Genomic DNA, 23,650 nt, shown 5'->3' with positions numbered 1-23,650 from the left:
AGACACCTATGAAGATCAGCGGCGTGGACGTTCGTCCCGGCAACATCCTCGAATATGAAAACGGCTTGTGGCGGGCGGTGAAGATCCAGCACACCCAGCCCGGCAAGGGCGGCGCCTATATGCAGGTCGAGATGAAGAACCTGATCGATGGTCGCAAGACCAACGTCAGGTTCCGTTCGGCGGAAACGCTGGAGAAGGTCCGGCTCGACACCAAGGATTTCCAGTTCCTGTTCCGCGACGGCGACGCGCTGACCTTCATGGACAAGGACTCGTACGAGCAGATCACCCTGTCCGCCGACATGCTGGGCGATGAAGTCGCTTTCCTGCAGGACGGTATGGAAGTCGTTCTGGAACTGTACGAGGAGCGGCCAATTTCGGTGCAGTTGCCCGACACGATCGAAGCGACGATCGTCGAGGCCGACGCGGTGGTGAAGGGGCAGACCGCCTCGTCCAGCTACAAGCCGGCGGTGCTCGACAACGGCGTTCGCGTGATGGTGCCGCCGCACATCTCGTCGGGCACGCGTATCGTCGTCGACGTGTACGAAAAGACCTACGTCAAGCGCGCCGACTGATCCGATGGTATCGCATTCCGGCCTGCTGACCGTCATGGAGCGCGCGGCGCGCAAGGCCGCGCCGCGTCTGCGCCGCGACTTCAACGAAGTCGCGCACCTTCAGGTCAGCCGCAAGGGGCCTGCCGATTTCGTGTCGATGGCCGACAGGCGGGCCGAGCGCACGTTGTATGAGGAGCTGCAGAAGGCGCGGCCCGACTGGGGCTTCCTGATGGAAGAAGGCGGTGAGATCGCCGGCGACCCGACCAAGCCGCGCTGGATCGTCGATCCGTTAGACGGCACCAGCAATTTTCTGCACGGCGTGCCGCATTTCGCGATTTCGATCGCGGTCGAGGAACCCCGTCCGAATGGGCGCGGCGAAGTGACCAACGCGCTTGTCTACCAACCACTGACCGATGAGAGCTTTTGGGCGGAAAAGGGCAGGGGCGCCTGGCTGCAGGATGCCCGGTTGCGGGTGTCCGCCCGGCGCGAACTGGCGGATTCGCTGATCGCCACCGGTATTCCGTTCAAGGGGCACGGTGATTTTGCCCAGTGGTCGCGCATCTTTGGCGCGGTCGCGCCGGAGGTGGCGGGCATCCGCCGGATGGGGGCGGCATCGCTCGATCTGGCCTGGGTCGCCGCCGGCCGATTTGACGGCTACTGGGAAAGCGACCTGTCGCCCTGGGACGTGGCCGCCGGCATATTGCTGGTGCGCGAGGCGGGTGGCTTTGTCACCGACTTCCGCGGCGGCGACCGGATGCTGGAACGCAACGAATTCCTGGCGGTCAACGACGCGCTGCATTCGCGTCTGCACAAGCTGGTCGCGGGCGCCCTGCGCGGCTGAGTTGCGGGGGCGGACGGGCCGCGCCATGCGGTTCTGCACCTTGGCTATTTTTGCGATTCATTCTCAACCCCGCAAGCCTTGCCTCCCCGGTGCGGGGGGCCTAGAAGCCGCCGCCAAGGCCGGGTTTTCCGGTTAGTAGTCGGAGCATGCGCATGGCGACGGTCGCCGCGGGTTATCTGCCGATATTGCTGTTTCTGGGCGTCGCGCTCGTCCTGTCGGCAGTGTTCGTTTTCCTGCCGATGGTGGTCGCCCGCATGACCGGCGCGCACCAGCCCCACCCCGACAAGCTGAGCGAGTATGAATGCGGCTTTCCGGCCTTCGAGGATTCGCGCGGGCAGTTCGACGTGCGCTTCTATCTGGTCGCGATTCTGTTCATCATCTTCGACCTTGAGGCGGCCTTCCTGTTCCCATGGGCGGTATCGCTCGGCGAGATCGGCTGGGTTGGCTGGGCGGCGATGATGGTGTTCCTCGCAGAACTGATCATCGGTTATATCTATGTATGGAAAAAGGGAGCGCTGGAATGGGAGTAGAACTCTCTCCGCCGCCGCCCGGTACGGCGCCTGATCCCGCCTTTTTCAACGACCTGAACGGCGAATTGAGCGACAAGGGTTTTCTGGTCGCGTCGACCGAGGACCTGTTCCAGTGGGCGCGGACCGGGTCGCTGTGGTGGATGACGTTCGGGCTGGCGTGCTGCGCGGTCGAGATGATCCACGTCAACATGCCGCGTTACGACCTGGAGCGGTTCGGCGCCGCCCCGCGCGCTTCGCCGCGGCAGAGCGACGTGATGATCGTCGCCGGCACGCTATGCAACAAGATGGCGCCGGCGCTGCGCCGCGTCTACGACCAGATGTCGGAGCCGAAATACGTGATTTCGATGGGGAGCTGCGCCAACGGTGGCGGCTATTACCATTATAGCTATTCGGTGGTGCGCGGTTGCGACCGGATCGTGCCGGTCGACATCTACGTGCCCGGTTGCCCGCCGACCGCCGAGGCGCTGCTGTACGGCATCATGCAGTTGCAGCGGAAGATCCGCCGGATCGGGACGGTCGAACGGTGAGCCTTAGCCCAGCCCCGAAATATGCCGTGAACGACGGCGTTATCGACGCCGCCCGCGCCGCGATCGGCGATGCGCTGATCGACGCGTGGGATCGGGTGGGCGAGGTGACCCTGCTTGTTCGCCGCGAGGCGCTGGTCGCCGTGATGACCGCGCTGCGCGACGACCCGGCGCTGCAGTACCAGCAGTTGATGGAGATTGCCGGGGTCGACTATCCCGAGCGGGAGGAGCGGTTCGACGTCGTCTATCATCTGCTGTCCGTCACCCGGAACCACCGGCTGCGGGTGACCGTGCGGACCGACGACGAGGCGCCAGTGCCAAGCGTGACCGCGCTGTGGCCGGTCGCCGGCTGGCTGGAGCGTGAAGTTTACGACATGTACGGCGTGCTGTTTTCCGGCAATGCCGACCTGCGGCGCATCCTGACCGATTATGGCTTTCGTGGGCATCCGCAGCGCAAGGATTTTCCGCTGACCGGCTATGTCGAGCTGCGCTATTCGGAAGAGCGCAAGCGCGTCGTTTACGAGCCGGTCAAGCTGGCGCAGGATTTCCGCAGTTTCGACTTCACCAGCCCCTGGGAAGGCGCGGAATATATGCTGCCCGGCGACGAGAAGGCGCAGCCGGAGGCGAAGGGCGCGCCGACTCCGCTGACCGCGGCGGAGATTGCCCGCGCACCTATTGCCAGGGCAGTGGCCGCGGCGCCGGCCGAAACGCCGGTGGCGACGCCGAAAACGACCGAGAGCCCGGCGCAGACCGGTGTCGGCAAGGCCGAGCCGACGGCCGAGCCGAAGCCGAAAGCGCTAACGGTGAAGCCGAAGGCGGATGGCGCCGCGAAGGCCAAGCCGAAGGCGCCACGCGCCCGCAAGCCGAAGGGCGAGGCATGACCGAGTATCTCGACGAGCTGGAAGGGGTGACCGACGCGGAGAAGCCGACCGTCGGCGACCTCGCGATTCAGAACTACACGATCAATTTCGGGCCGCAGCACCCGGCGGCGCACGGCGTGCTGCGCCTGGTGATGGAACTGGACGGCGAGACGGTCGAGCGGGTCGACCCGCATGTCGGCCTGCTCCACCGCGGCACCGAAAAGCTGATCGAGTACAAGACCTATCTGCAGGCGCTGCCCTATTTCGACCGGCTCGACTATTGCTCGCCGCTCGCCATGGAACACAGTTATGTGCTGGCGATCGAGAAGCTGCTCGATCTGGAGGTGCCACTGCGCGCGCAATATCTGCGCGTGCTGTTCGCCGAGCTGACCCGCATCTGCAACCACACGCTGAACCTTGGCGCGCACGTGATGGATGTCGGCGCGATGACGCCGAACCTGTGGTTCTTCGAGTTGCGCGAGGACTGCATGCAGTTCTTCGAGCGGGCGTCGGGCGCGCGGATGCACGCGGCATGGTTCCGCCCCGGCGGTGTCCATCAGGACGCGCCGCTGAAGCTGCTCGCCGACATTGGTGACTGGATCGACAGCCGGCTGTTCGGGCTGTTTGAGGATGCGGTTTCGCTGGTCGCCGACAACCGTATTTTCAAGCAGCGCAACGTCGACATCGGGGTGGTTTCGCGTGAGGATGCGCTGAAATGGGGCTTTTCCGGCCCGATGATCCGCGCGGCCGGCCTGCCGTGGGACCTGCGCCGGTCGCAGCCCTATGACGTCTATGACCGGATGAAGTTCGACATTCCGGTCGGCACCAACGGCGATTGCTACGACCGTTTCATGGTTCGCTGCGAAGAGGTCCGCCAGTCGGCGCGGATCATCAAGCAGTGCCTGGCGGAAATGCCTGACGGGCCGATCGCCAGCCTCGACCGTAAGGTGGTGCCGCCCAAGCGCGGTGAGATGAAGCGCTCGATGGAGGCGCTGATCCACCATTTCAAGCTGTATACCGAGGGCTTCCACGTGCCGGCGGGCGAGGTCTATGTCGCGACCGAAAGCCCGAAGGGCGAGTTCGGCGTTTATCTGGTCGCCGACGGCACCAACAAGCCGTATCGCTGCAAGATCCGCGTCACCGGTTTCTCGCACTTGCAGGCGATGGACATGATGATGAAGGGCCACATGCTCGCCGATACCACCGCCGTCCTGTCCGCGATCGACGTCGTGTTCGGGGAGGTTGACCGCTGATGGCCGACGCACCGCACATCCCTGACGAGGCCGAGGTCCGCGCGCGCTGGGGCGCGTTCGCCTGGACCAAGGCGAATGCCGCGAAGGTCAAGGAGATCATCGGTCGCTATCCGCCGGGGCGCCAGCAATCGGCGGTGCTGCCGTTGCTCGACCTGGCCCAGCGTCAGGTCGGCGCAGAGACCAGCACCCAGGGCTGGCTGCCGGTGCCGGTGATCGAGTATATCGCCGCCCAGCTCGATATGGCCTATATGCGGGTGTACGAGGTCGTCACCTTCTACACGATGTTCAATCTGGCGCCGGTCGGCCGTTTCCACGTTCAGGTTTGTGGCACGACGCCGTGCATGCTGCGCGGGTCCGACGATGTGCTGCGCGCGTGCCGGGACCGGGGGATGACCAAGGGCGGCACCTCCGCCGACGGGCTGTTCACCCTGCACGAGGTCGAGTGCATTGGTGCCTGCGCCAACGCGCCGGTCGTTCAGATCAACGACGACAATTACGAGGACCTGACCTACGAGAGCACGCTGGCGGTGCTCGACGCGCTGGCGCGGGGCGAGACGCCGAAGACGCTGTCGCAGATCGGCCGCCAGACGAGTTGCCCGGAAGGCGGGCCGACCACGTTGGCGCAGATGGCGACGGAAAATCACGATTACCGCGGGGAATGGGCATGAGCGCGCTGCTTGCCATCGTCGTCGGGCTGATCGTCTTTGTATTGCTGCTGAAGGCGGTGTTCTGGCTGATCGCGGTCGCGATCGGGCTGGTACTGGCGGTTGTCGCCTATTTCCTTGCCGAGAAGCTGATCGGGAGTAGGCGCTGATGCTTGCCGACAAGGACCGCATCTTCACCAATGTCTACGGGTTCCAGCCGTGGAATCTCGACGCGGCGCGCAAGCGTGGCGACTGGGACAACACCAAGGCGCTGATGGCGCGCGGCCAGGACGCGATCATCGAAGAGATCAAGGCATCGGGCCTGCGCGGGCGCGGCGGTGCCGGTTTCCCGACCGGCATGAAGTGGAGCTTCATGCCCAAGGAGCCGCGTGCCGGAAAGCCGAGCTTCCTGGTCATCAACGCCGATGAATCCGAGCCGGGATCGTGCAAGGACCGCGAGATCATTCGCCACGATCCGCACAAACTGATCGAAGGTGCGCTGATCGCCGGCTATGCGATGCGGGCGCGTGCCGCCTACATCTACATCCGCGGCGAGTTCATCCGCGAGGCCGAGGTGCTGTTCGCGGCGGTGGCGGAAGCCTATGCCGCCGGACTGATCGGCAAGAACGCCAGCGGTTCCGGCTATGATTTCGACGTGTTCGTCCACCGGGGCGCCGGCGCCTATATCTGCGGCGAAGAAACCGCGCTGCTCGAAAGCCTGGAGGGCAAGAAGGGGCAGCCGAGGCTCAAGCCGCCATTCCCGGCCGGCGCTGGCCTCTACGGCTGCCCGACGACGGTCAACAATGTCGAGAGCATCGCGGTTGGCCCGACGATTTTGCGGCGCGGGGCGGCGTGGTTCAAGGGGTTCGGCAACGAAAACAACGCCGGAACCAAGCTGTTCCAGATTTCCGGCCATGTGAACCGGCCCTGCGTTGTCGAAGAGGCGATGTCGATCCCGTTCCGCGAGCTGATCGAACGCCACGCGGGCGGGGTGCGCGGCGGCTGGGACAACCTGCTGGCGGTTATCCCCGGTGGATCATCGGTGCCGCTGGTGCCGGCGGCGCAGATCATGGATGCGCCGATGGATTTCGACGGGCTGAAGGCGCTCGGCAGTGGCCTTGGCACGGCGGCGGTGATCGTCATGGACAAGTCGACCGACATTGTCCGCGCGATCAGCCGGATCAGCTATTTCTACCGCCACGAGAGCTGCGGCCAGTGCACCCCGTGCCGCGAGGGCACCGGCTGGATGTGGCGGGTGATGGAGCGGCTGCGCGAAGGCAATGCCGATATTTCCGAGATCGACACGCTCTATGAGGTGACCAAGCAGATCGAGGGCCACACCATCTGCGCGCTCGGCGACGCGGCGGCGTGGCCGATCCAGGGCCTGATCCGCCATTTCCGGCCGGAGCTGGAGCGGCGGATCAACGAACGTGACGGCGCAATGCCGATGGCTGCGGAGTAGAGCGGCATGCCTAAGGTCAAAGTCGACGGCGTCGAGATCGAGGTGCCCGCGGGCGCCACCGTGATGCAGGCGTGTGAGTTGGCGGGGAAGGAGATTCCGCGCTTTTGCTATCATGAGCGGCTGTCGATCGCTGGCAATTGCCGGATGTGTCTGGTCGAGGTGAAGCCGGGGCCGCCGAAGCCGCAGGCGTCATGTGCCCTGCCGGCGGCGGACAATCAGGAGATTTTCACCAACACGCCGATGGTCAAGAAGGCGCGCGAGGGGGTGATGGAGTTCCTGCTCATCAACCACCCGCTTGATTGCCCGATCTGCGACCAGGGTGGCGAGTGCGACCTGCAGGACCAGGCCGTCGCCTACGGCAAGGGCTATTCGCGCTTTCAGGAGAACAAGCGCGCGGTCACCGAGAAATACATGGGGCCGATCGTCAAGACGGTGATGACCCGCTGTATCCAGTGCACGCGTTGCGTGCGCTTCTCGCAGGAAGTCGCCGGGGTCGAGGAGATCGGCGCGATCTATCGCGGCGAGGACATGCAGATCACTTCCTACCTTGAGCGGGCGGTGACCAGCGAGCTTTCCGGCAATGTCGTCGATCTGTGTCCGGTCGGCGCGCTGACCAGCAAGCCCTATGCGTTCGAAGCGCGGCCGTGGGAGCTGACCAAGACGCCGACGATCGACGTGATGGACGCGGTCGGCACCAACATCCGCCTCGACAGCCGGGGGCGGCAGGTGCTGCGCGCGCTGCCCCGGATCAACGAGGACGTGAACGAGGAGTGGGCGACCGACAAGACCCGCCACGCCGTCGACGGGCTGGTCCGCCGCCGGCTCGACCGGCCCTATGTCCGCCGCGATGGCAAACTGGTCGAGGCGAGCTGGGACGAGGCGTTTGCCGCGATCGCCGCGGTCAAGGCGGGCAAGAGCGTTGCCGCGATCGCCGGCGATCTGGTCGATTGCGAGACGATGTATGCCGCCAAGGCGTTGCTCGGCGGCCTGGGATCGGCGCTGCTCGAAGGGCGGCAGACCGGCATGGATTATGACTGCACCAATCTGGCGGCGGTCAATTTCAACACGACGATCGCTGGCATCGAGCGCGCCGATGCGATCCTGCTGGTCGGCAGCAATGTCCGCTGGGAAGCGCCGCTGGTCAATACGCGGATCAGAAAAGCGATCAAGAACGGCGCGAAAGTCTTTGCGATCGGGCCGGAAACTGACCTGACCTATCGTGTTGAATGGCTGGGCAATGACCTGGCGCTGCTCGGCAAACTGCCCAAGGCGGTGACCGAGGCGTTTGCAAAGGCGGAGCGTCCGGCGATGATCGTCGGCGCCGGTGGCATCCGGGGGCTGGGCGCCGCGCTGAAGGCGGCCGACACGCTGAAGCTGGTGCGGGACGACTGGAACGGTTTCAATGTCCTCCATATCAGCGCGGCACGGATGGGGTCGCTGATGCTGGGTTATGCCCAGCCGGGCGGCATCGCCGACATCGTCGCCGCCAAGCCGAAGCTGGCCTTTTTCATGGGCGCGGACGAAGTGGATTTCACGGCGTTCGCCAAGAGCTTCAAGGTGTTCATCGGCCATCACGGCGACAAGGGCGCGGCGGCGGCGGATGTCGTCCTGCCCGGTGCCAGCTATGCCGAGAAATCGGGCACCTGGGTCAATCTGGAAGGCCGGGTGCAGATGGGGCAGCGCGCGGTGTTCGCGCCCGGCGACGCGCGCGAGGATTGGACGATCCTGCGCGCTCTGTCGGCGGTGCTCGGCAAGCCGTTGCCGTTCGACACGCTGGACGCGTTGCGCGCCGCGATGGCGGCCGAGGTGCCGGAGCTGGGGCGTGGAGGACTGGTTCGCTTCCCCTGGGCGCCGCCGAAGCTGGACGCCAAGGCGGCGGGCGAGATCGCCTATCCGATCAAAGATTTCTACCTGACCAACGCGATCTGCCGCGCGTCGCCGACGATGCAGCGTTGTTCGGCCGAATTGATCCACGGCGAAAGCTATGCGGAGGCCGCGGAATGACCGAGTGGTTCCAGGAGCTGCTCGGCTTCGGGCTGGGCTGGTTCGTCTCCACGCTGATCCTGATTTTGCTGATCGCGCTGCCGCTGATGCTGGCGGTGGCGATGATCATCTACGCCGACCGCAAGATCTGGGCGGCGATGGCGCTTCGGCGCGGGCCGAACGTCGTCGGGCCGTGGGGGTTGCTGCAATCCTTCGCCGACGGACTGAAGGTGTTTCTGCAGGAGACAATCATCCCGTCGGCGGCCAATCGCGGCCTGTTCCTGATCGCGCCGATCATTACGTTTACCGTCGCGCTGATCGCCTGGGCGGTGATACCTTTCGCCGACGGATGGGTTCTGGCCGACATCAACGTCGGGCTGCTGTACATCCTCGCCGTGTCGTCGCTCGGCGTTTACGGCGTCATCATTTCCGGCTGGGCGTCGAACTCCAAATACCCGTTCTATTCGGCGCTGCGCGCGTCGGCGCAGATGATCTCCTACGAGGTGTCGATCGGCTTCGTGCTGATCTCCGTCGTGCTGTGGGCGGGGACGTTCAACCTGTCGGGCATCGTGCTGGCGCAGCAGGGGCTGTACGGTTTCCTGAACGGCTTCGGCTTCAACCCGCTGTTGTTCCCGATGGCGGTGGTCTTTCTGATCTGCTCGATGGCGGAAACGGCGCGCACGCCGTTCGATCTGACCGAAGCGGAGAGCGAACTCGTCGCCGGTTACCAGACCGAATATTCGTCGATGAGCTTCGCGCTGTTCTGGCTTGGCGAATACGCCAACGTGCTGCTGATGTGCGGGCTGAACGCCATTCTGTTCTGGGGCGGATGGCTGCCGCCGCTTGACTGGGCGCCGCTGTACCTGGTGCCGGGGATCGTCTGGTTCTTCATCAAGATCTTCGTCTTCTTCTTCATCTTCTCGTGGGTGAAGGCGACGGTGCCGCGCTATCGCTATGACCAGTTGATGCGGCTGGGCTGGAAGATTTTCCTGCCGATCTCGCTGCTCTGGGTATTCCTCGTCTCCGGATTTCTGATGCTTACTCGTTACGGGGGCGTGCAATGAGCCTCGCTTCGCATATCAAAGCCTTCACGCTCTGGGAGTTTCTGGGTGCGCATTGGTTGACGCTGAAGTATTTCTTCAAGCCGAAGGCGACGATCAACTACCCCTATGAGAAATCGCCGATCAGCCCGCGTTTCCGTGGGGAGCATGCGCTGCGCCGCTATCCGAACGGCGAGGAACGCTGCATCGCGTGCAAGCTGTGCGAGGCGGTGTGCCCGGCGCAGGCGATCACCATCGAGGCCGAGCCGCGTGAGGACGGCAGCCGCCGGACGACGCGCTACGACATCGACATGACCAAGTGCATTTTCTGCGGCTTCTGCCAGGAAGCCTGCCCGGTCGATGCGATCGTCGAGGGGCCGAACTTCGAATATGCGACCGAAACCCGAGAGGAGCTGATTTATGACAAGGCGAAGCTCCTCGCCAACGGCGACAAGTGGGAAAGCGCGATTGCCGCGAACCTTGCCGCCGATGCACCCTATCGGTAGGTGGCACGGATGACCGGAATCCTCCTTCTTCCCCACGCAGGCGCGGGGGGCGCGGCATGATCGAGACGATCGCCTTCTATATGTTCGCGACGCTGGTGATTGCCGCCGGTGCGCTGACCGTCTTGGTCCGCAACCCGGTGCACAGCGTACTGTGGCTGATTGTCGCGTTCTTCAACGCCGCCGGACTGATGGTGCTGGTCGGCGCCGAGTTTATCGCGATGCTGCTGGTCATCGTTTATGTCGGCGCGATCGCGGTGCTGTTCCTGTTCGTGGTGATGATGCTCGATATCGATTTCGCCGCGCTGCGCGCCGGGTTTGTGCGCTATCTGCCACTGGGCGCGCTGCTCGCGTTGGTGCTGGCGGCGGAAATGGTTTTCGCGATCGCGGCGTGGCAGGCGGGCGGCATCGACATGGGTGCGCGGATCGCGCCGACGCCGGCCGACAAGCCCAATATCGAGGCGGTCGGGGCGTTGCTCTACACCCATTATCTGTTCGTGTTCGAAGCCGCCGGGCTGGTGCTGCTGGTCGCGCTGATCGGCGCGGTGGTGCTGACTCAGCGTAAACGCGGTGGCGGGCGCCCGCAGAATGTGGCGCAGCAGGTCGCGCGCCGGCCGGGCGATGCGGTCCGTAACATCGATGCGCCGGTGGGCGAGGGGGTCGAACTGTGATCGGGCTTCAGCATTATCTGGTGGTCGGGGCACTGCTGTTCGTGCTCGGTGTGTTCGGCATTCTGTTCAACCGCAAGAACGTCATCATCGTGCTGATGGCGATCGAGCTGATCCTGCTGGCGGTGAACATCAACCTGGTCGCGTTCAGCGCCTATCTCGGCGATCTGGTGGGGCAGGTGTTCGCGATGTTCGTGCTGACCGTGGCGGCCGGCGAAGCGGCGGTTGGCCTTGCCATCGTCGTCCTCTATTTCCGCGGACGCGGCACGATCGCGGTTGACGATGTCAACCGGATGAAGGGTTGAACGCGGCGTGATCCAGCTCATTGTTTTCCTGCCGCTGCTCGCGGCCATGATCGCCGGACTCGGCAACCGGGCGATAGGCAACACTGCCGCCAAGGCGGTGACCACCGGCGCACTGCTGATATCCTGCGCGCTTAGCTGGCCGGTTTTTATCGGCTATCTGGCCGGGGATGGCGCCGCGACGGTGGTGCCGGTGCTGCAGTTCATCCATTCCGGCGACCTGATGGTCGACTGGTCGCTGCGCGTCGATACGCTGACCGCGGTGATGCTGGTCGTTGTTACCAGCGTCTCTGCGCTCGTCCATATCTACAGCTGGGGCTATATGGCCGATGACCCCAGCCAGCCGCGCTTCTTTGCCTATCTGTCGCTGTTCACCTTCGCGATGCTGATGCTGGTGACCGCCGACAACCTGATCCAGATGTTCTTCGGCTGGGAAGGCGTGGGGCTGGCGTCCTACCTGCTCATCGGCTTCTGGTATCAGAAGCCGTCTGCCAACGCGGCGGCGATCAAGGCGTTCGTGGTCAACCGCGTCGGCGATCTTGGCTTCATGATCGGCATATTCGCGACATTCCTGGTGTTCGGCACTGTGTCGATCCCGGCCATTCTTGAAGCCGCGCCGGCGATGGCGGGCACCACCATCGGCTTTGCCGGCGGGCGGTTCGAGGTGATGACCGTCATCTGTCTGCTGCTGTTCGTCGGGGCGTGCGGCAAGTCGGCGCAACTTGGCCTTCACACCTGGCTGCCGGATGCGATGGAAGGGCCGACGCCGGTTTCCGCGCTGATCCACGCAGCGACGATGGTCACCGCCGGCGTTTTCATGGTTTGCCGGCTGTCACCGATGTTCGAGGCAAGTGACACGGCGTTGACTGTCGTCACGATAGTCGGTGCGGCGACCGCGCTGTTCGCGGCGACGGTGGCCACGGTGCAGACCGACATCAAGCGGGTGATCGCCTATTCGACGTGCAGTCAGCTTGGTTACATGTTCTTCGCCGCCGGCGTCGGCGCCTATGGCGCGGCGATGTTCCACCTGTTCACGCACGCCTTCTTCAAGGCGCTGCTGTTCCTCGCTGCCGGATCGGTCATCCATGCGATGCACCACGAGCAGGACATGCGGTATTACGGTGCGCTCCGGAAACGGATCCCGGTCACCTACTGGGCGATGGTCGCCGGCACGCTGGCGATCACCGGCGTCGGTATCGCCGGGGTGTTCGGTTTCGCCGGCTTCTATTCGAAGGACGCGATCCTTGAGGCCGCCTTCGCCAGCGGGACGGAAGTGGGGCGTACCGCCTTTGCCGTCGGTGTCGTCGCGGCGCTGCTGACCAGTTTCTATTCCTGGCGACTGATCTTCATGACCTTCTTCGGCCCGGCGCGCTGGACGCAGAGCGAGCATATTCAGCACGCGCTGCACGACGCCCACCATGGCGGCGGAGAAGGGCACCACGATCATGGCGCGGCAGAAGACGGGACCGGCGGCTATCAACCGCATGAAAGCCCGATCCCGATGCTGGTGCCGCTGGTCGTGCTGTCGCTTGGCGCGGTGTTCGCCGGCTTCGTGTTCGTCGGGCCATTCCTGGATGCGGAACAGGGTGTCGGCTTCTGGAATGGCAGTCTGGCGTTCGACGCCCATCTGATGCACGAGATGCACGCGGTGCCGACTTGGGTGAAGCTGTCCGCGACGGCAGCGATGCTGGCCGGTCTGCTGGTCGCCTGGGCGGCTTATATCCGCTCGCCGGATTTCCCGGCGAAGTTCGTCGACCATTTTCGCGGGCTGCACAGTTTTCTGGTCCACAAGTGGTATTTCGACGAACTGTACAACCTGGTCTTCGTCAAGGGAGGCTTTGCGCTCGGCCGGCTGATGTGGCGGCGGGGTGACCAGGGCACCATCGACCGTTTCGGGCCTGACGGCGCATCGGCGGTGGTGGCGCTTTCCAGCCGCCTGAACGCGCGGATGCAGAGCGGCTATATCTACACTTATGCGCTGCTCATGTTGCTCGGCCTTGCCGGCGCGGCGGCCTGGTTGATCGCGAGCTAACGGCATGAACGGCTTTCCCATTCTTTCGATCATGCTGCTGGTGCCGATGGCGGCGGCGGTCGCGTGTCTCTACGCGTCGGCGGACAATGCCCGGCGTATTGCGCTCGGCGCGACGTTGCTCGACCTGGCGCTTGGCGCGCTGATGTGGGCGCAGTTCGACGTTTCTGGCGCGGCGCCGCAGTGGCAGTTCGTTGAATTCTACCCGATCTTCGGCCGTTTCGCCTGGGCGCTCGGCATCGACGGCATCTCGCTGATGCTGATCATGCTGACCGTGTTCCTGATGCCGATCTGCATCGCCGCTTCGTGGCAGTCGATCCAGAAGCGGGTGCCGGAATATATGGCGTTGTTCCTGGTCGTCGAGGTGCTGATGATCGGCACCTTCTCCGCCCAGGATCTGTTCCTGTTCTACATCTTCTTCGAAGCCGGCCTGATCCCGATGTACCTGATCATCGGCATTTGGGGCGGGCCACGGCGGATCTACGCCAGCTATAAATTCTTTCTCTACACGCTGCTCGGCTCCGTGCTGATGCTGATCGCGATGTTGTGGATGGCACACGAGGCGGGAACCACCGAGATTCCGATCCTGCTGAACCACGACTTCCCGGTCGGTGCGCAGAATTGGTTATGGCTGGCCTTCTTCGCGTCCTTCGCGGTCAAGGTGCCGATGTGGCCGGTGCATACCTGGCTGCCCGACGCGCACGTCGAGGCGCCGACAGCCGGATCGGTGATTCTGGCCGGTGTGATGCTGAAGCTCGGCGGCTACGGTTTCATCCGTTTTTCGGTGCCGATGTTCCCGCAGGCGTCCGAGGCGCTGATCTGGGTGATCCTGTCGCTGTCGATGATCGCCGTCGTCTATACCTCGCTGGTCGCGCTGGTGCAGGCGGACATGAAGAAGCTGATCGCCTATTCGTCGGTCGCGCACATGGCGATCGTGACCATCGGCCTGTTCGCCTTCAACCAGCAGGGGCTGGAAGGGGCGATGATCGTCATGCTCAGCCACGGGCTGGTGTCCGGCGCGTTGTTCCTCTGCGTCGGCGTGATTTACGACCGGCTGCACACGCGAGAGATCGATCGGTACGGCGGGCTGGCGGAGAATATGCCGCGCTACGCGCTGTTCTTCATGCTGTTCACGATGGCATCGATCGGCCTGCCGGGGACCAGCGGCTTCGTGGGCGAGTTGCTGTCGTTGATGGGCATCTATCAGGTCAGTAGCATCGCGACCGTCGTCTGCACCACCGGCATCATCCTGGGTGCGGCCTATATGCTTTACCTCTATCGCCGGATCGTGTTCGGTGCGCTGACCAAGCCCGATGTGAAGGCGATGCCCGACCTGTCGAAGCGGGAAATCGCGTTCCTGCTGCCGATTGCGCTCGCGGTGCTGTGGATGGGCATCTACCCGGAAAGCTTCCTGCGGCCGATGCGCGCCGATGTGGCGACGCTGGTCGCCCGGGTGGCGCAGGCCAAGCCGGCCGGCGACGCGCAGCTTGCCGTATCAACCGTCAAACCGGCCGATGCCGGTGCTGAAGGGGCGCACCAATGACCTACGCCGCTTCGCTGGCGCTTACTCTGCCGGAAATGATCCTTGCTGGCGGCGCGCTGGTACTGTTGATGATCGCGGCGTTCGCCGGTGATCGTTCCGCCCGCGTTGTCCATTGGCTGGCGGTGGCGCTGATCGCTGCGGCCGGACTGGCGCTGCTCGGCCCGGCCGGAGACGGCGGCGACGCCTTCGGAGGCTTGTATCGCGCCGATCCGTTTGCGGCCTTTGCCAAGCTTTTGATTTACATCGCGGCGGCGGTGTCGCTGGCGATGGCGCCCGATTTCTTCGCGCGCGACACGACGGGCGGACCGCAGGGGCAGCTTCGCGCTGAATATCCGGTGCTGATCCTGCTTTCCGCTGTCGGCATGGGGATGATGGTGTCGGCAGTTGACCTGCTGACCCTCTATGTCGGGCTGGAGTTGCAAAATCTGGTCGCCTACATTTTGGCCAGTTTCATGCGGAACAATACGCGTTCGGCAGAGGCGGGGCTGAAGTATTTCGTGCTCAGCGCGCTGGCCAGCGGCATCCTGCTCTACGGCATTTCGCTGCTGTACGGCTTCACCGCGACCACCAGTTTCGACGGCATTGCAACGGCGGTGGCGGCGCAGGTCGAGGGTGGCGGGCTGGGCGCCGGCACGTTGATTGGCCTGGTGTTCCTGCTTGCCGGAATCGCGTTCAAGATCGCGGCGGTGCCGTTCCACATGTGGACGCCGGACATCTACGAAGGCTCGCCGACGCCCGTCACCGGCTTCTTCGCGTCCGCGCCCAAGGTTGCGGCGATGGCGCTGTTCGTCCGCGTGACGGTCGAGGCGCTTGGCCCGGCGACCGATGCGTGGCGGCAGATCATCATCTTTGCGGCGCTTGCCTCCATTCTGCTCGGCGCGTTCGGCGCGATCGGCCAGAGCAACATCAAGCGGATGCTGGCCTATTCATCGATCAATAATATCGGTTTTGCGCTGATTGGCCTGGCAGCCGGGACGGAGGCCGGGGTAGCGGCGGTGATGAGTTACATGGCGATCTATATCGCGATGACGCTCGGCAGCTTCCTCGTCGTTCTGCAGATGCGCGATGCGGACGGCCGGCCGGTCGAAACGATCGCCAGCCTGTCCGGCTTGTCGCAATCGCGGCGCGGGCTGGCGGCGGCTTTCGCGATCTTCATGTTTTCGCTGGCCGGCATTCCGCCGCTACTCGGTTTCTGGGCGAAATTCCTGGTCTTCGACGCGGCGGTGGCGGCGGGGCTTTGGCCGCTCGCCGCGATCGGTATCGCCGCATCGGTGATCAGCGCCTTCTATTATCTGAAGATCGTCAAGACGATGTATTTCGACGATCCGGCGCCCGCTTACGCTCCGTCGAATAGTGTGCTGGAAGGCGGGCTGATCGCGCTGGCCGCGACGGCGGTGTCGCCGCTCGGCTATTTCGCGGTACCGGCGCTGGCCGGGGTGGCGGCCAACGCCGCGCGGGCGCTGTTCTGATCCGTTTTCGCACCGTTGCGGTCACGGCTTCGACCAATATCGACATGATCGCGCTCGCCGGCGCCGGCGCCGAGGAGGGGCTGTGGCTGCGCGCGGAACAACAGACGGCAGGGCGCGGGCGGCTGGGGCGGGACTGGGCGTCCGCGCCCGGCAACCTGTATGCCAGCACGCTGGTTCGCCCGCGTGCCGGCGATCCGTCAGCGGCGACACTTGCCTTCGTCGCGGCGGTGGCGCTGGACGAAGTTGTGTCGGCCTATGCCGACCCGTCGGTCCTGATCCTCAAATGGCCGAACGACCTGCTGCTCAATGGCGCCAAGCTGTCGGGCATTTTGCTGGAGCGCACGGAGGGCGCGGTGGTGATCGGCATGGGGGTCAATCTGGCCGACCACCCCCGCAGCCTTGATCGTCCGGTGACCAGCCTTGCCGGCGCGGGGTACGGCGCGCCCGATCCCGCGCTGTTTCTGGCTGACCTTGCCGATGCGTTTGCCCGTTGGCTGGCGACATGGCGGCAGGGGCTCCCGGCCGTTCTGGCCCGGTGGCAGGCGCGCGCGCACCCGCGCGGTACCGCGCTTTCCGTTCACCTGCCCGGCGTCGGCCAGCGCGAAGGCCTGTTCGCCGGGCTTGACGCCGATGGCGCGTTGAGGCTCCGTCTTGCCGGCGGCGCGGAGGAGATCATCCACGCCGGCGACGTATTCATGGTCTAGGAATCGACGATGCTGCTCGCCATAGATGCCGGGAACACCAATATCGTCTTCGCACTGTTCGACGGCGACGATATCCGGGCGCGCTGGCGCATTGCCGCCGATGCCCGCCGTACCGCCGACGAATATGCGGTATGGTTGCACCAGTTGCTGCTGCTGGAGGGGCTGGACCGCGACGCGATAACCGGCGTGGCGATTGCGACGGTGGTGCCGCGCGCGCTGCACAACCTGCAGGTCCTCGCCCGTAAGTATTTCCGGACCGAACCGCTGGTCGCCGGGCGGCCGCCGCTTGACTGGCCGGTGACGCTGGACGTTGTCGAGCCGGAGACGGTCGGCGCCGACCGGGTGGTCAACGCAATCGCCGCCCATGCCGCCTACGCCGGCGATCTGATCGTCATCGATTTCGGTACGGCCACGACCTTCGACGTCCTCGACTATAACGGCACGTATAAGGGTGGGGTGATCGCGCCGGGGCTGAACCTGTCGCTCGACGCGCTGGTGGCCGCCGCTGCCAAGCTGCCGCGCATCGCGGTGGCGGTGCCGGATTCCAGCTCGGTTATCGGGCGAACCACAGAGGACCAGATGCTGGTCGGCATCTACTGGGGCTATGTCGCGATGATGGAGGGGATGATCGCCCGGCTGAAGGCGGAGATCGGCCGCCCGGCACGGGTGATCGCGACCGGCGGGCTGGCGGTGCTGTTCGATGAGCATATCCCGCTGTTCGATGCGGTCGAGCCCGACCTGACCATCAAGGGGCTGGCGATGCTGTATCGGCAGGCCCATATAGGCGCGTGACGGAAGACGCCGTGATGCGCGCGTCACCAGAACAAGAAAGATGTGAATGACACCGGAAAACGAGCTGATTTTCCTCGCCCTCGGCGGATCGGGGGAGATTGGCATGAACGTCAATCTCTATGGCTGCCAGGGCAAGTGGGTGATGGTCGATTGCGGTCTGACCTTCGCCGACCCCGGCTATCCCGGCGTGGACCTGATCCTGCCCGATCTGCGTTTCATCGAGGAGCGGGCCGACGACCTTCTGGGCATCGTCCTGACCCATGGGCATGAGGACCATATCGGCGCGTTGCCCTATCTGGCCGCCGACCTCGGCGTGCCGCTCTATGCGACACCGTTTACCGCCGGGCTGATCCGCGGCAAGCTGGACGAGGAAGGGCTGGGCAACAAGGTCAAGCTGCATATTGTCGAAAATGGTGGCCGCGTCGCTCTTGGCCCGTTCGGTTTCCGCTATGTACCGCTTGCCCATTCGATCCCCGAGGGCAACGCCCTGCTGATCGATACGCCCCATGGCAGGATATTCCATACCGGCGACTGGAAGATCGACGCCGATCCGCTGCTCGGCACGCCGGCCAGCGCCGCCGACCTGACCGCGATCGGCGACACGGGCGTGCTGGCGCTGGTTTGCGATTCGACCAATGTGTTCAATGGCGAGCCGTCCGGTTCCGAAGCCGGGGTGCGCGAGGGGTTGGCCAAGGTGATCGCCGAAGCCGAGGGCCGGGTGCTGGTCACCACCTTTGCGTCCAACGCCGCGCGGCTGCAGACACTGGGGGAGGTGGCGCGGGACACCGGCCGCCAGCTATGCGTCGCCGGACGGTCGCTCGACCGCATCCTGCGTGTCGCGCAGAGCGTCGGCTATATGAAGGATTTTCCGCCGCTCGTCGATTTCGACGAGGCGATGCGGCTGCCGCCGCGCGAGGTGCTGATCGTTGCCACTGGCGGACAGGGCGAGACGCGCGCGGCACTGGCGCGCATTGCGTTCGGTCAGCACCAGATCAAGCTGTCCGAAGGCGATCTGGTCGTGTTCTCATCCCGCCAGATACCGGGCAACGAAATGGCGATCGGCCGTATCCAGAACACGCTGGCGGCCGCTGGCGTCGAAATGATCACCGAGCGGCAGGCGCATGTCCATGTTTCCGGCCACCCCGGCCGCCCGGAACTGGAGATGATGTACAAGTGGATCAGGCCGGAAATTCTGGTCCCGGTTCACGGCGAGATGCGCCACATGGCGGAGCAGGCGCGCCTTGGCAGCGCGCTGGGCGTGCCTAACGTGGTGGTGCAGGACAACGGCACGATGATCCGGCTGGCGCCCGGAAAGCCCGTAGAGATTGGGCGCGAGCGCACCGGACGGCTGGTGCTGGACGGTGATGTCATCCTGCCGGCCGATGGCACGACGATCAACGAGCGGCGGCGGATCGCGGCGAACGGCCAGATTTCCGTCGCAGTCGCGCTGGACGGTAAGGGCCGGCTGGCTGCGACGCCGGAAGTCCGGTTGCAGGGTGTGCCGGTTGAGGAGGATCGCGATGCCTTCGTCGCTGATGCGCGCGATGCGGCAGCTACGGCCGCGGCGACCGGAGAGCGCGACGAGGAGCGATTGCGCGAGGCGATCCGGCTGGCTGTTCGCCGGCGGGCGACCGAGTGGACAGGCAAGAAACCGGTCGTCGATGTTCTGATGTTGAGGACCGCATGACTATCTACTCGATCGTTGCGATCTGGTCGTTGTTCTGGGTGCTGTGCGCCTTTCTGGTGATGCCGTTCAGCGAGAAGACCAGCGAGGAGGCAGGAGCCGAGAAAGTGCCGGGGCAGGCGGAAAGCGCACCGCATGTTTTCCGCCCCGGCCGCATCATCCTGCGCACGACGATCCTGTCGTCGCTGCTGTTCGGCCTGTTTTATCTGAATTACATCAACGGCTGGATCGTGACCGACGATATCAACCTGTTCAAATACGACAGGGCCGCCGCGCACGGCGATTGATGCCTGTCAGTTGCGAAGCCGCTCGATGGCCTGAGCCAGCGCGACGTAGAGTTTGCCCATGTCCGACGACAGGATGGTGACGCCGAGCGGCGAGCCGTCACGGCTGTTCAGAACCGTCCGCAGCATCGATTCGAAGTCGTGGACGTAACGGTTGACCTGTTCGCGGAATTCCGCGTCATCCTCATAATGCCGCAGTACCTCGCGTGCTTCCGCCGCGTCGAGAAGGCGGACGGCGCGTCGGGTGAAGACCCCGCGGTCGCCCTTCAGATAGGCGGCCCAGGCGCTGTCGGTGACGTCGTTGGACAGGATTTTGGTGACGTCGATCGCGGTCGAGTTCAGCGATTCGATCAATAGCGAGACCCGGCGGGCGAATGTTTCCCGGCTGGATTCTTCCGTCTGCGTCCGATGCTGTTCGAAGCGGCTGTCGATATCCGCTGTCGAATCGGTGAGCGCCACCATCTGAGCGGCAAGGCGCTGGGATGCCTGACCGGCGGCATCGACTGCTCGTTCCGCCGCGGTGGCAATGGCGGCCATCTGGGTTTCGATCCGGCCGCTGATCGCCTGTTCGATCGCCTGTTCGCTGGCGGCGCCCAGTGCACTGCTCGCTTCCGGGATGATCCGCGCCAGCGTTTCGCGGGCGCGTTCGGCGGCCTGCTGGGCGGTGTCGCGCACGCGCAGCATCGCCTCGATCAACTGGGGCGACGCCTGATCGACGAGGTTGCGCGCCTGGCCGTCGGCAGCGGCAAGCGCGTCGGCAAGCTGTTCGGCGCTTTGGCGGCTGCCGGCCAGTCGTTCAGCGACGCTCGCATCGAGTAGATCGATCGCTTCGCGCTGCTGGATGAGGAGCTTTTCGGTTTCCGCGAGCCGGTCGATCGTCGTGCCGGCGATCGCCTCCAGGGCGCCGATGTCGGGGGCGAGGGCGCTGATCCGCTCGCCGCTCGCCTGGGTCAGCGTTTGCAGGCGGGCGAGGGCGGCGGGCAACGTCTCGTCAATCTCGCGTGCGCTGGCATCCAATGCGGTCAGCAGCGTTTCCGCCCGGCCGATCAGGGTTTCGGCGGTGTCGCCGCTGCTTGCCAGCGCCTCCGCCAGCGTTCCGGCATGGCCGGAGAGGGTGGCCACCGCTGTGCCCAGCCTTTCCGTCCGGGCCGTGCCGTCGCTGTCGAGCGCGGTCAGCCGTGCCTCTATGTCGGCGAGGCCGTTGCTCAGCCACGAAATGAGAGCGTGGCCGCTCTTGTCATGGGCTTCCAGCCGAACGCCGAGGGCGTCGACTTCCGCGACGATCGCGGTGACTCGGCGGGCGAGCGAGTCGGCGGTTTCGTCGGTGGTGCGCGCCAGGGTCGCTCGCGATTGTTCGACGAGCGCCAACATCGTATCGCCTTGCGCCTCTATGCCACGCCGGGCGGCATCGACGGCTTCCGCCGCGCGGGCCAGAGCCGCGTCGACCGTCTCGTTCATGCCGCTGGCGGCGCCTGCCAGCTTCGCACCGGCATCGGCGCTGGCCGATTCGATCCGGCCGAGATGAGCGGCTAGTCGTTCCGCTGCGCCGCCGGCAATATTGTCCGCTTCCTGTCCGCGGGCGGCGAGAGCGGCGATCTGTGTTTCAAGCGCCTGTGCCTGCTCGATCGCGCCAGAGCCGGCGGCCTGCAGTGCGGCGGCGAGTTGTCGGGTCTGGACCTGCGCCTTGGGCAGGCTGGACAGCAGCACCGCCATGTCGGCGCGGGCCGCCTCTGCCGCGCTGTCCAGCGCGCCTGCATGAGTGCCGATCGCGTCGGCGTCTTCCCGCATTGCGGCGGACAGCGCGCCGAGGCGCCCGCTTGCTTCCTCGCCGAGGGTGGTCAGCGATTCGGCCTGGGCGGCAAGGGCGCGGCGGTTGTCCTCCAGCCGGGCGCCGAGGGCGGCGACACGCGTTTCCAGCCGGATCGCTTCATCCCGAAGCCCGGCGGTGGTTTCGCCGAAGCGGCGCGCCTCACGCCGGCTGCTGCGCATCAGCAGCAGGTAGAACACGCCGATCAGCGCCAGCGGTGCGCTGACCGTCGCGATGGCGCCGACCGCGTCGGCCGGTGTCGTGACGGACGTGGCGGCGGCCCATGCCGCGAAACCGAGCCAGGCAAGAGCCAGTACGGCGCAAAGCAGGACAATGGCGCGGTCGCCACGCCCAGGTCGCGCCTCGTCCGGCGCGTAATCCTCCACGACCGGCTCCGTGGCCGGGGCTTCCGCTGCGGGGGCCGGTGGGTCGCCCCACAGGCCGACGATCTTCGATCCGCTTGCCATCCCTATGGTGTAACATTTTTCGGGGCGATGGAAACAGGCGGCGGCAACCCCGCGTTAACCCTGCCGCCGTTACAGCACGGGTCATGGCCGTTTACGATCCCGGAGCACTCGACGCCGCCCTCGCGGCCGCCGTCGGCGACGATCCCACGCTGGTTGCGGAACTGCGCAGCGCCTTCATGGACAGCGCCGCCGCCCATATCGATGCGATGAGTAACGCCCGCAACCCCGCAGACTGGCAAGCCGCCGCTTATCGACTGAAAGGCCTTGCCGCCAGTTTCGGCGCGACCCGGCTGATGGATGTGGCGGAGCAGGCGGCGACGGCGCCCGCCGGCGATGCCGAGGCGATCCGCACCGCGACTCGCGCGATATCGCGATTCGGTAATTAGCAGCGGTTCTGGCGCGATTGGGTTCGCCCGGCGCCGCGCACGATAAGCGCAATCAAACTCTGAGCGGACGCTTTGCAAGCGGCGATCGAACCGCCTAACGCTGTGCCCCGATGGAAGCGGGGAGTATCGCGATTTGCTGGCCGGCCTGATCGTTGCGATCGCCGAGACGGAAGGCGAGGGCGTACTGCGCGCCGAGCTGCCGCTTGCCGGGCAAACGCTGATCGAACAGCAGGCGCGGCTGCTTGCGTCGGCCGGGGCCACTCATCTGGTGCTGCTGGTCGAGCGGTTGCCGCCGGCGTTGCTCGCCGCCGTCGACCGCCTGCGGCGCGACGGGCTGAGCGTGGAGATCGCGCGTAATGTTGCCGAGGCGGCTGACCGCGTTCACCCGGAAGAGCGATTGGTCCTGCTCGCTGATGGGGTTGTTGCCGACCGGGCGATGCTGGACCGGCTGCTTGCACAGCCGGACGGCGCGTTGCTGACCCTGCCCGACACACCGGTGCATGCCGAATGGGAGCGGATCGACGCCGAGACGCGTTGGGGTGGGTTGATGCTGCTCGACGGTGCGTTGTTACGGACCACGGCAGCGATGCTTGGCGACTGGGACCTGCAATCGACGCTGCTGCGGCGGGTGTTGCAGGCCGGGGCGTTGTATGTCGCCGCGCCGGCCGGGGTGCTGGCGATTGCGGGTGCGCGCGACGTCCTGCCTGAGATCGAGCGGGCGCTGGGCCGCCGCCGCACGGACGCCGGGACCGGGCTGCTCGACCGAATTGTGTTCGCCCCCGCCGCGCGCTGGGCAGCGCCGCTGGCGATGCGGGGGATGGTGGCGCCGGCATGGTTCGCCTGGGGCGCGGTGGCGCTGATCGGTGTGGCCGGGGGGCTGGCGCTGATCGGGCGGCCGGGGATCGGCCTTGGCATCGCGATGCTGTCCGGCCCGGTGGCGGCGCTTGGCCGGCGGGTTGCGGCGCTTGGCTGGCGCGCCGGCGGCGACGAGCGGCGCTGGCGAATTCGGGTGGCGGCGGCGGCGCTGCTGGCGCTCACCTGGCAGCTATATGCCGGCGATGCCGGCTGGGGCGTGTTCGCGCTGGCCGGGGCTATACTAGGTTTGGAGCTGGCGTTGGCGGGCCATCGCCGTTTCATCGGCAGGCCGCAGCCGACGCCGGGTTGGCTGGCCGATCTGGATACCGCAATCTGGGGTCTGTTGCCGTTCGCGCTGTTCGATGCGTGGGTGGCCGGGTTGGCGGCGATGGCCGTACATATGCTCGTTACGCTGCTGATGAGCCAGAGGTTGACCGCGCGAAAGGCAAGCGAATGCCCTTAACGTCGT

At 65.5% G+C, this 23,650-nt stretch carries 24 protein-coding genes; 23 read left to right on the top strand and 1 reads right to left on the bottom strand.

The annotated features are described in order from the left end of the window. The first annotated feature begins 8 nt into the window (after positions 1–8). The 21 genes from efp to ACMT1E_RS08535 all read left to right on the top strand — a co-directional run bounded on the left by efp (position 9) and on the right by ACMT1E_RS08535 (position 19,669). Positions 9–572, top strand: coding sequence for an elongation factor P (gene efp, locus ACMT1E_RS08635; RefSeq protein WP_414899689.1), 564 nt, complete (start codon positions 9–11; stop codon positions 570–572). Positions 573–576: 4 nt separating this feature from the next. Then, entirely contained in the window at positions 577–1,392 is an 816-nt protein-coding gene (locus tag ACMT1E_RS08630; RefSeq protein WP_414899688.1) for an inositol monophosphatase family protein, read from the top strand. Positions 1,393–1,544: 152 nt separating this feature from the next. Next, positions 1,545–1,922: an NADH-quinone oxidoreductase subunit A gene (gene ndhC / locus ACMT1E_RS08625; RefSeq protein ID WP_414899687.1), complete on the top strand. Its 378-nt coding sequence runs from the start codon at positions 1,545–1,547 to the stop codon at positions 1,920–1,922. Beyond that, positions 1,913–2,449, top strand: coding sequence for a NuoB/complex I 20 kDa subunit family protein (locus tag ACMT1E_RS08620; protein ID WP_414899685.1), 537 nt, complete (start codon positions 1,913–1,915; stop codon positions 2,447–2,449). Before ndhC ends, ACMT1E_RS08620 begins: the two co-directional genes overlap by 10 nt. Before the next feature lie 26 nt (positions 2,450–2,475). After that, on the top strand, positions 2,476–3,327 hold the full coding sequence (locus ACMT1E_RS08615) for an NADH-quinone oxidoreductase subunit C (protein WP_414899683.1): 852 nt from the start codon (positions 2,476–2,478) through the stop codon (positions 3,325–3,327). Further along, a complete protein-coding gene (locus ACMT1E_RS08610; protein ID WP_414899681.1) occupies positions 3,324–4,559 on the top strand; it encodes an NADH-quinone oxidoreductase subunit D in 1,236 nt (411 codons plus the stop codon). Before ACMT1E_RS08615 ends, ACMT1E_RS08610 begins: the two co-directional genes overlap by 4 nt. Continuing rightward, on the top strand, positions 4,559–5,227 hold the full coding sequence (locus ACMT1E_RS08605; RefSeq protein WP_414899680.1) for a complex I 24 kDa subunit family protein: 669 nt from the start codon (positions 4,559–4,561) through the stop codon (positions 5,225–5,227). The genes ACMT1E_RS08610 and ACMT1E_RS08605 overlap by 1 nt, the downstream gene beginning before the upstream one ends. After that, on the top strand, positions 5,224–5,373 hold the full coding sequence (locus tag ACMT1E_RS08600) for a hypothetical protein (protein WP_414899679.1): 150 nt from the start codon (positions 5,224–5,226) through the stop codon (positions 5,371–5,373). Before ACMT1E_RS08605 ends, ACMT1E_RS08600 begins: the two co-directional genes overlap by 4 nt. Then, positions 5,373–6,665, top strand: a complete 1,293-nt coding sequence (nuoF, locus tag ACMT1E_RS08595; RefSeq protein ID WP_414899678.1) for an NADH-quinone oxidoreductase subunit NuoF — start codon at positions 5,373–5,375, stop codon at positions 6,663–6,665. Before ACMT1E_RS08600 ends, nuoF begins: the two co-directional genes overlap by 1 nt. Before the next feature lie 6 nt (positions 6,666–6,671). Next, complete coding sequence (gene nuoG / locus ACMT1E_RS08590; protein ID WP_414899677.1) at positions 6,672–8,669, top strand: NADH-quinone oxidoreductase subunit NuoG; 1,998 nt, start codon at positions 6,672–6,674, stop codon at positions 8,667–8,669. After that, positions 8,666–9,712, top strand: a complete 1,047-nt coding sequence (gene nuoH, locus ACMT1E_RS08585; protein ID WP_414899676.1) for an NADH-quinone oxidoreductase subunit NuoH — start codon at positions 8,666–8,668, stop codon at positions 9,710–9,712. The genes nuoG and nuoH overlap by 4 nt, the downstream gene beginning before the upstream one ends. Further along, on the top strand, positions 9,709–10,194 hold the full coding sequence (gene nuoI, locus ACMT1E_RS08580) for an NADH-quinone oxidoreductase subunit NuoI (RefSeq protein ID WP_414899674.1): 486 nt from the start codon (positions 9,709–9,711) through the stop codon (positions 10,192–10,194). The genes nuoH and nuoI overlap by 4 nt, the downstream gene beginning before the upstream one ends. Before the next feature lie 56 nt (positions 10,195–10,250). After that, on the top strand, positions 10,251–10,862 hold the full coding sequence (locus ACMT1E_RS08575; RefSeq protein ID WP_414899673.1) for an NADH-quinone oxidoreductase subunit J: 612 nt from the start codon (positions 10,251–10,253) through the stop codon (positions 10,860–10,862). Then, positions 10,859–11,164, top strand: a complete 306-nt coding sequence (gene nuoK / locus ACMT1E_RS08570) for an NADH-quinone oxidoreductase subunit NuoK (RefSeq protein WP_414899672.1) — start codon at positions 10,859–10,861, stop codon at positions 11,162–11,164. The genes ACMT1E_RS08575 and nuoK overlap by 4 nt, the downstream gene beginning before the upstream one ends. Before the next feature lie 7 nt (positions 11,165–11,171). Continuing rightward, the gene (gene nuoL / locus ACMT1E_RS08565; RefSeq protein WP_414899671.1) at positions 11,172–13,193 is read left to right on the top strand and encodes an NADH-quinone oxidoreductase subunit L; all 2,022 of its coding nucleotides are present in this window, start codon (positions 11,172–11,174) and stop codon (positions 13,191–13,193) included. A gap of 4 nt (positions 13,194–13,197) precedes the next feature. After that, positions 13,198–14,733, top strand: coding sequence for an NADH-quinone oxidoreductase subunit M (locus ACMT1E_RS08560; protein ID WP_414899670.1), 1,536 nt, complete (start codon positions 13,198–13,200; stop codon positions 14,731–14,733). Further along, a complete protein-coding gene (nuoN, locus tag ACMT1E_RS08555; protein WP_414899668.1) occupies positions 14,730–16,202 on the top strand; it encodes an NADH-quinone oxidoreductase subunit NuoN in 1,473 nt (490 codons plus the stop codon). The genes ACMT1E_RS08560 and nuoN overlap by 4 nt, the downstream gene beginning before the upstream one ends. Positions 16,203–16,246: 44 nt before the next feature. After that, on the top strand, positions 16,247–16,906 hold the full coding sequence (locus ACMT1E_RS08550) for a biotin--[acetyl-CoA-carboxylase] ligase (RefSeq protein ID WP_414899667.1): 660 nt from the start codon (positions 16,247–16,249) through the stop codon (positions 16,904–16,906). Between the two features lie 9 nt (positions 16,907–16,915). Further along, positions 16,916–17,698 (top strand): type III pantothenate kinase, encoded by a 783-nt coding sequence (locus tag ACMT1E_RS08545; protein ID WP_414899665.1) that lies wholly within the window; start codon positions 16,916–16,918, stop codon positions 17,696–17,698. Between the two features lie 46 nt (positions 17,699–17,744). After that, positions 17,745–19,385 carry a ribonuclease J gene (locus ACMT1E_RS08540; protein ID WP_414899664.1) on the top strand — a complete coding sequence of 547 codons (1,641 nt, stop codon included), beginning with the start codon at positions 17,745–17,747 and terminating at the stop codon, positions 19,383–19,385. Next, a complete protein-coding gene (locus ACMT1E_RS08535) occupies positions 19,382–19,669 on the top strand; it encodes a DUF1467 family protein (RefSeq protein WP_414899663.1) in 288 nt (95 codons plus the stop codon). Before ACMT1E_RS08540 ends, ACMT1E_RS08535 begins: the two co-directional genes overlap by 4 nt. Before the next feature lie 6 nt (positions 19,670–19,675). Here the strand turns inward: ACMT1E_RS08535 and ACMT1E_RS08530 are convergent, their stop codons facing one another. Then, the gene (locus ACMT1E_RS08530; protein ID WP_414899662.1) at positions 19,676–21,940 is read right to left on the bottom strand and encodes a hypothetical protein; all 2,265 of its coding nucleotides are present in this window, start codon (positions 21,938–21,940) and stop codon (positions 19,676–19,678) included. Positions 21,941–22,023: 83 nt separating this feature from the next. Here ACMT1E_RS08530 and ACMT1E_RS08525 point away from each other — a divergent pair, with 83 nt between their 5' ends. Both ACMT1E_RS08525 and ACMT1E_RS08520 read left to right on the top strand, forming a co-directional pair. Beyond that, positions 22,024–22,326 carry an Hpt domain-containing protein gene (locus ACMT1E_RS08525; protein WP_414899661.1) on the top strand — a complete coding sequence of 101 codons (303 nt, stop codon included), beginning with the start codon at positions 22,024–22,026 and terminating at the stop codon, positions 22,324–22,326. A 133-nt stretch (positions 22,327–22,459) separates the two neighbouring features. Further along, a complete protein-coding gene (locus tag ACMT1E_RS08520) occupies positions 22,460–23,644 on the top strand; it encodes a hypothetical protein (RefSeq protein ID WP_414899660.1) in 1,185 nt (394 codons plus the stop codon). The last annotated feature ends 6 nt before the right edge of the window (positions 23,645–23,650 follow it).

Source organism: Sphingomonas flavalba (genome assembly GCF_047553045.1).
GTDB classification, from domain to species: Bacteria; Pseudomonadota; Alphaproteobacteria; order Sphingomonadales; family Sphingomonadaceae; genus Sphingomonas_L; species Sphingomonas_L flavalba_A.
Note: the sequence above shows the minus strand (reverse complement) of the source record. Positions and strands in the feature narration are given on the sequence as shown.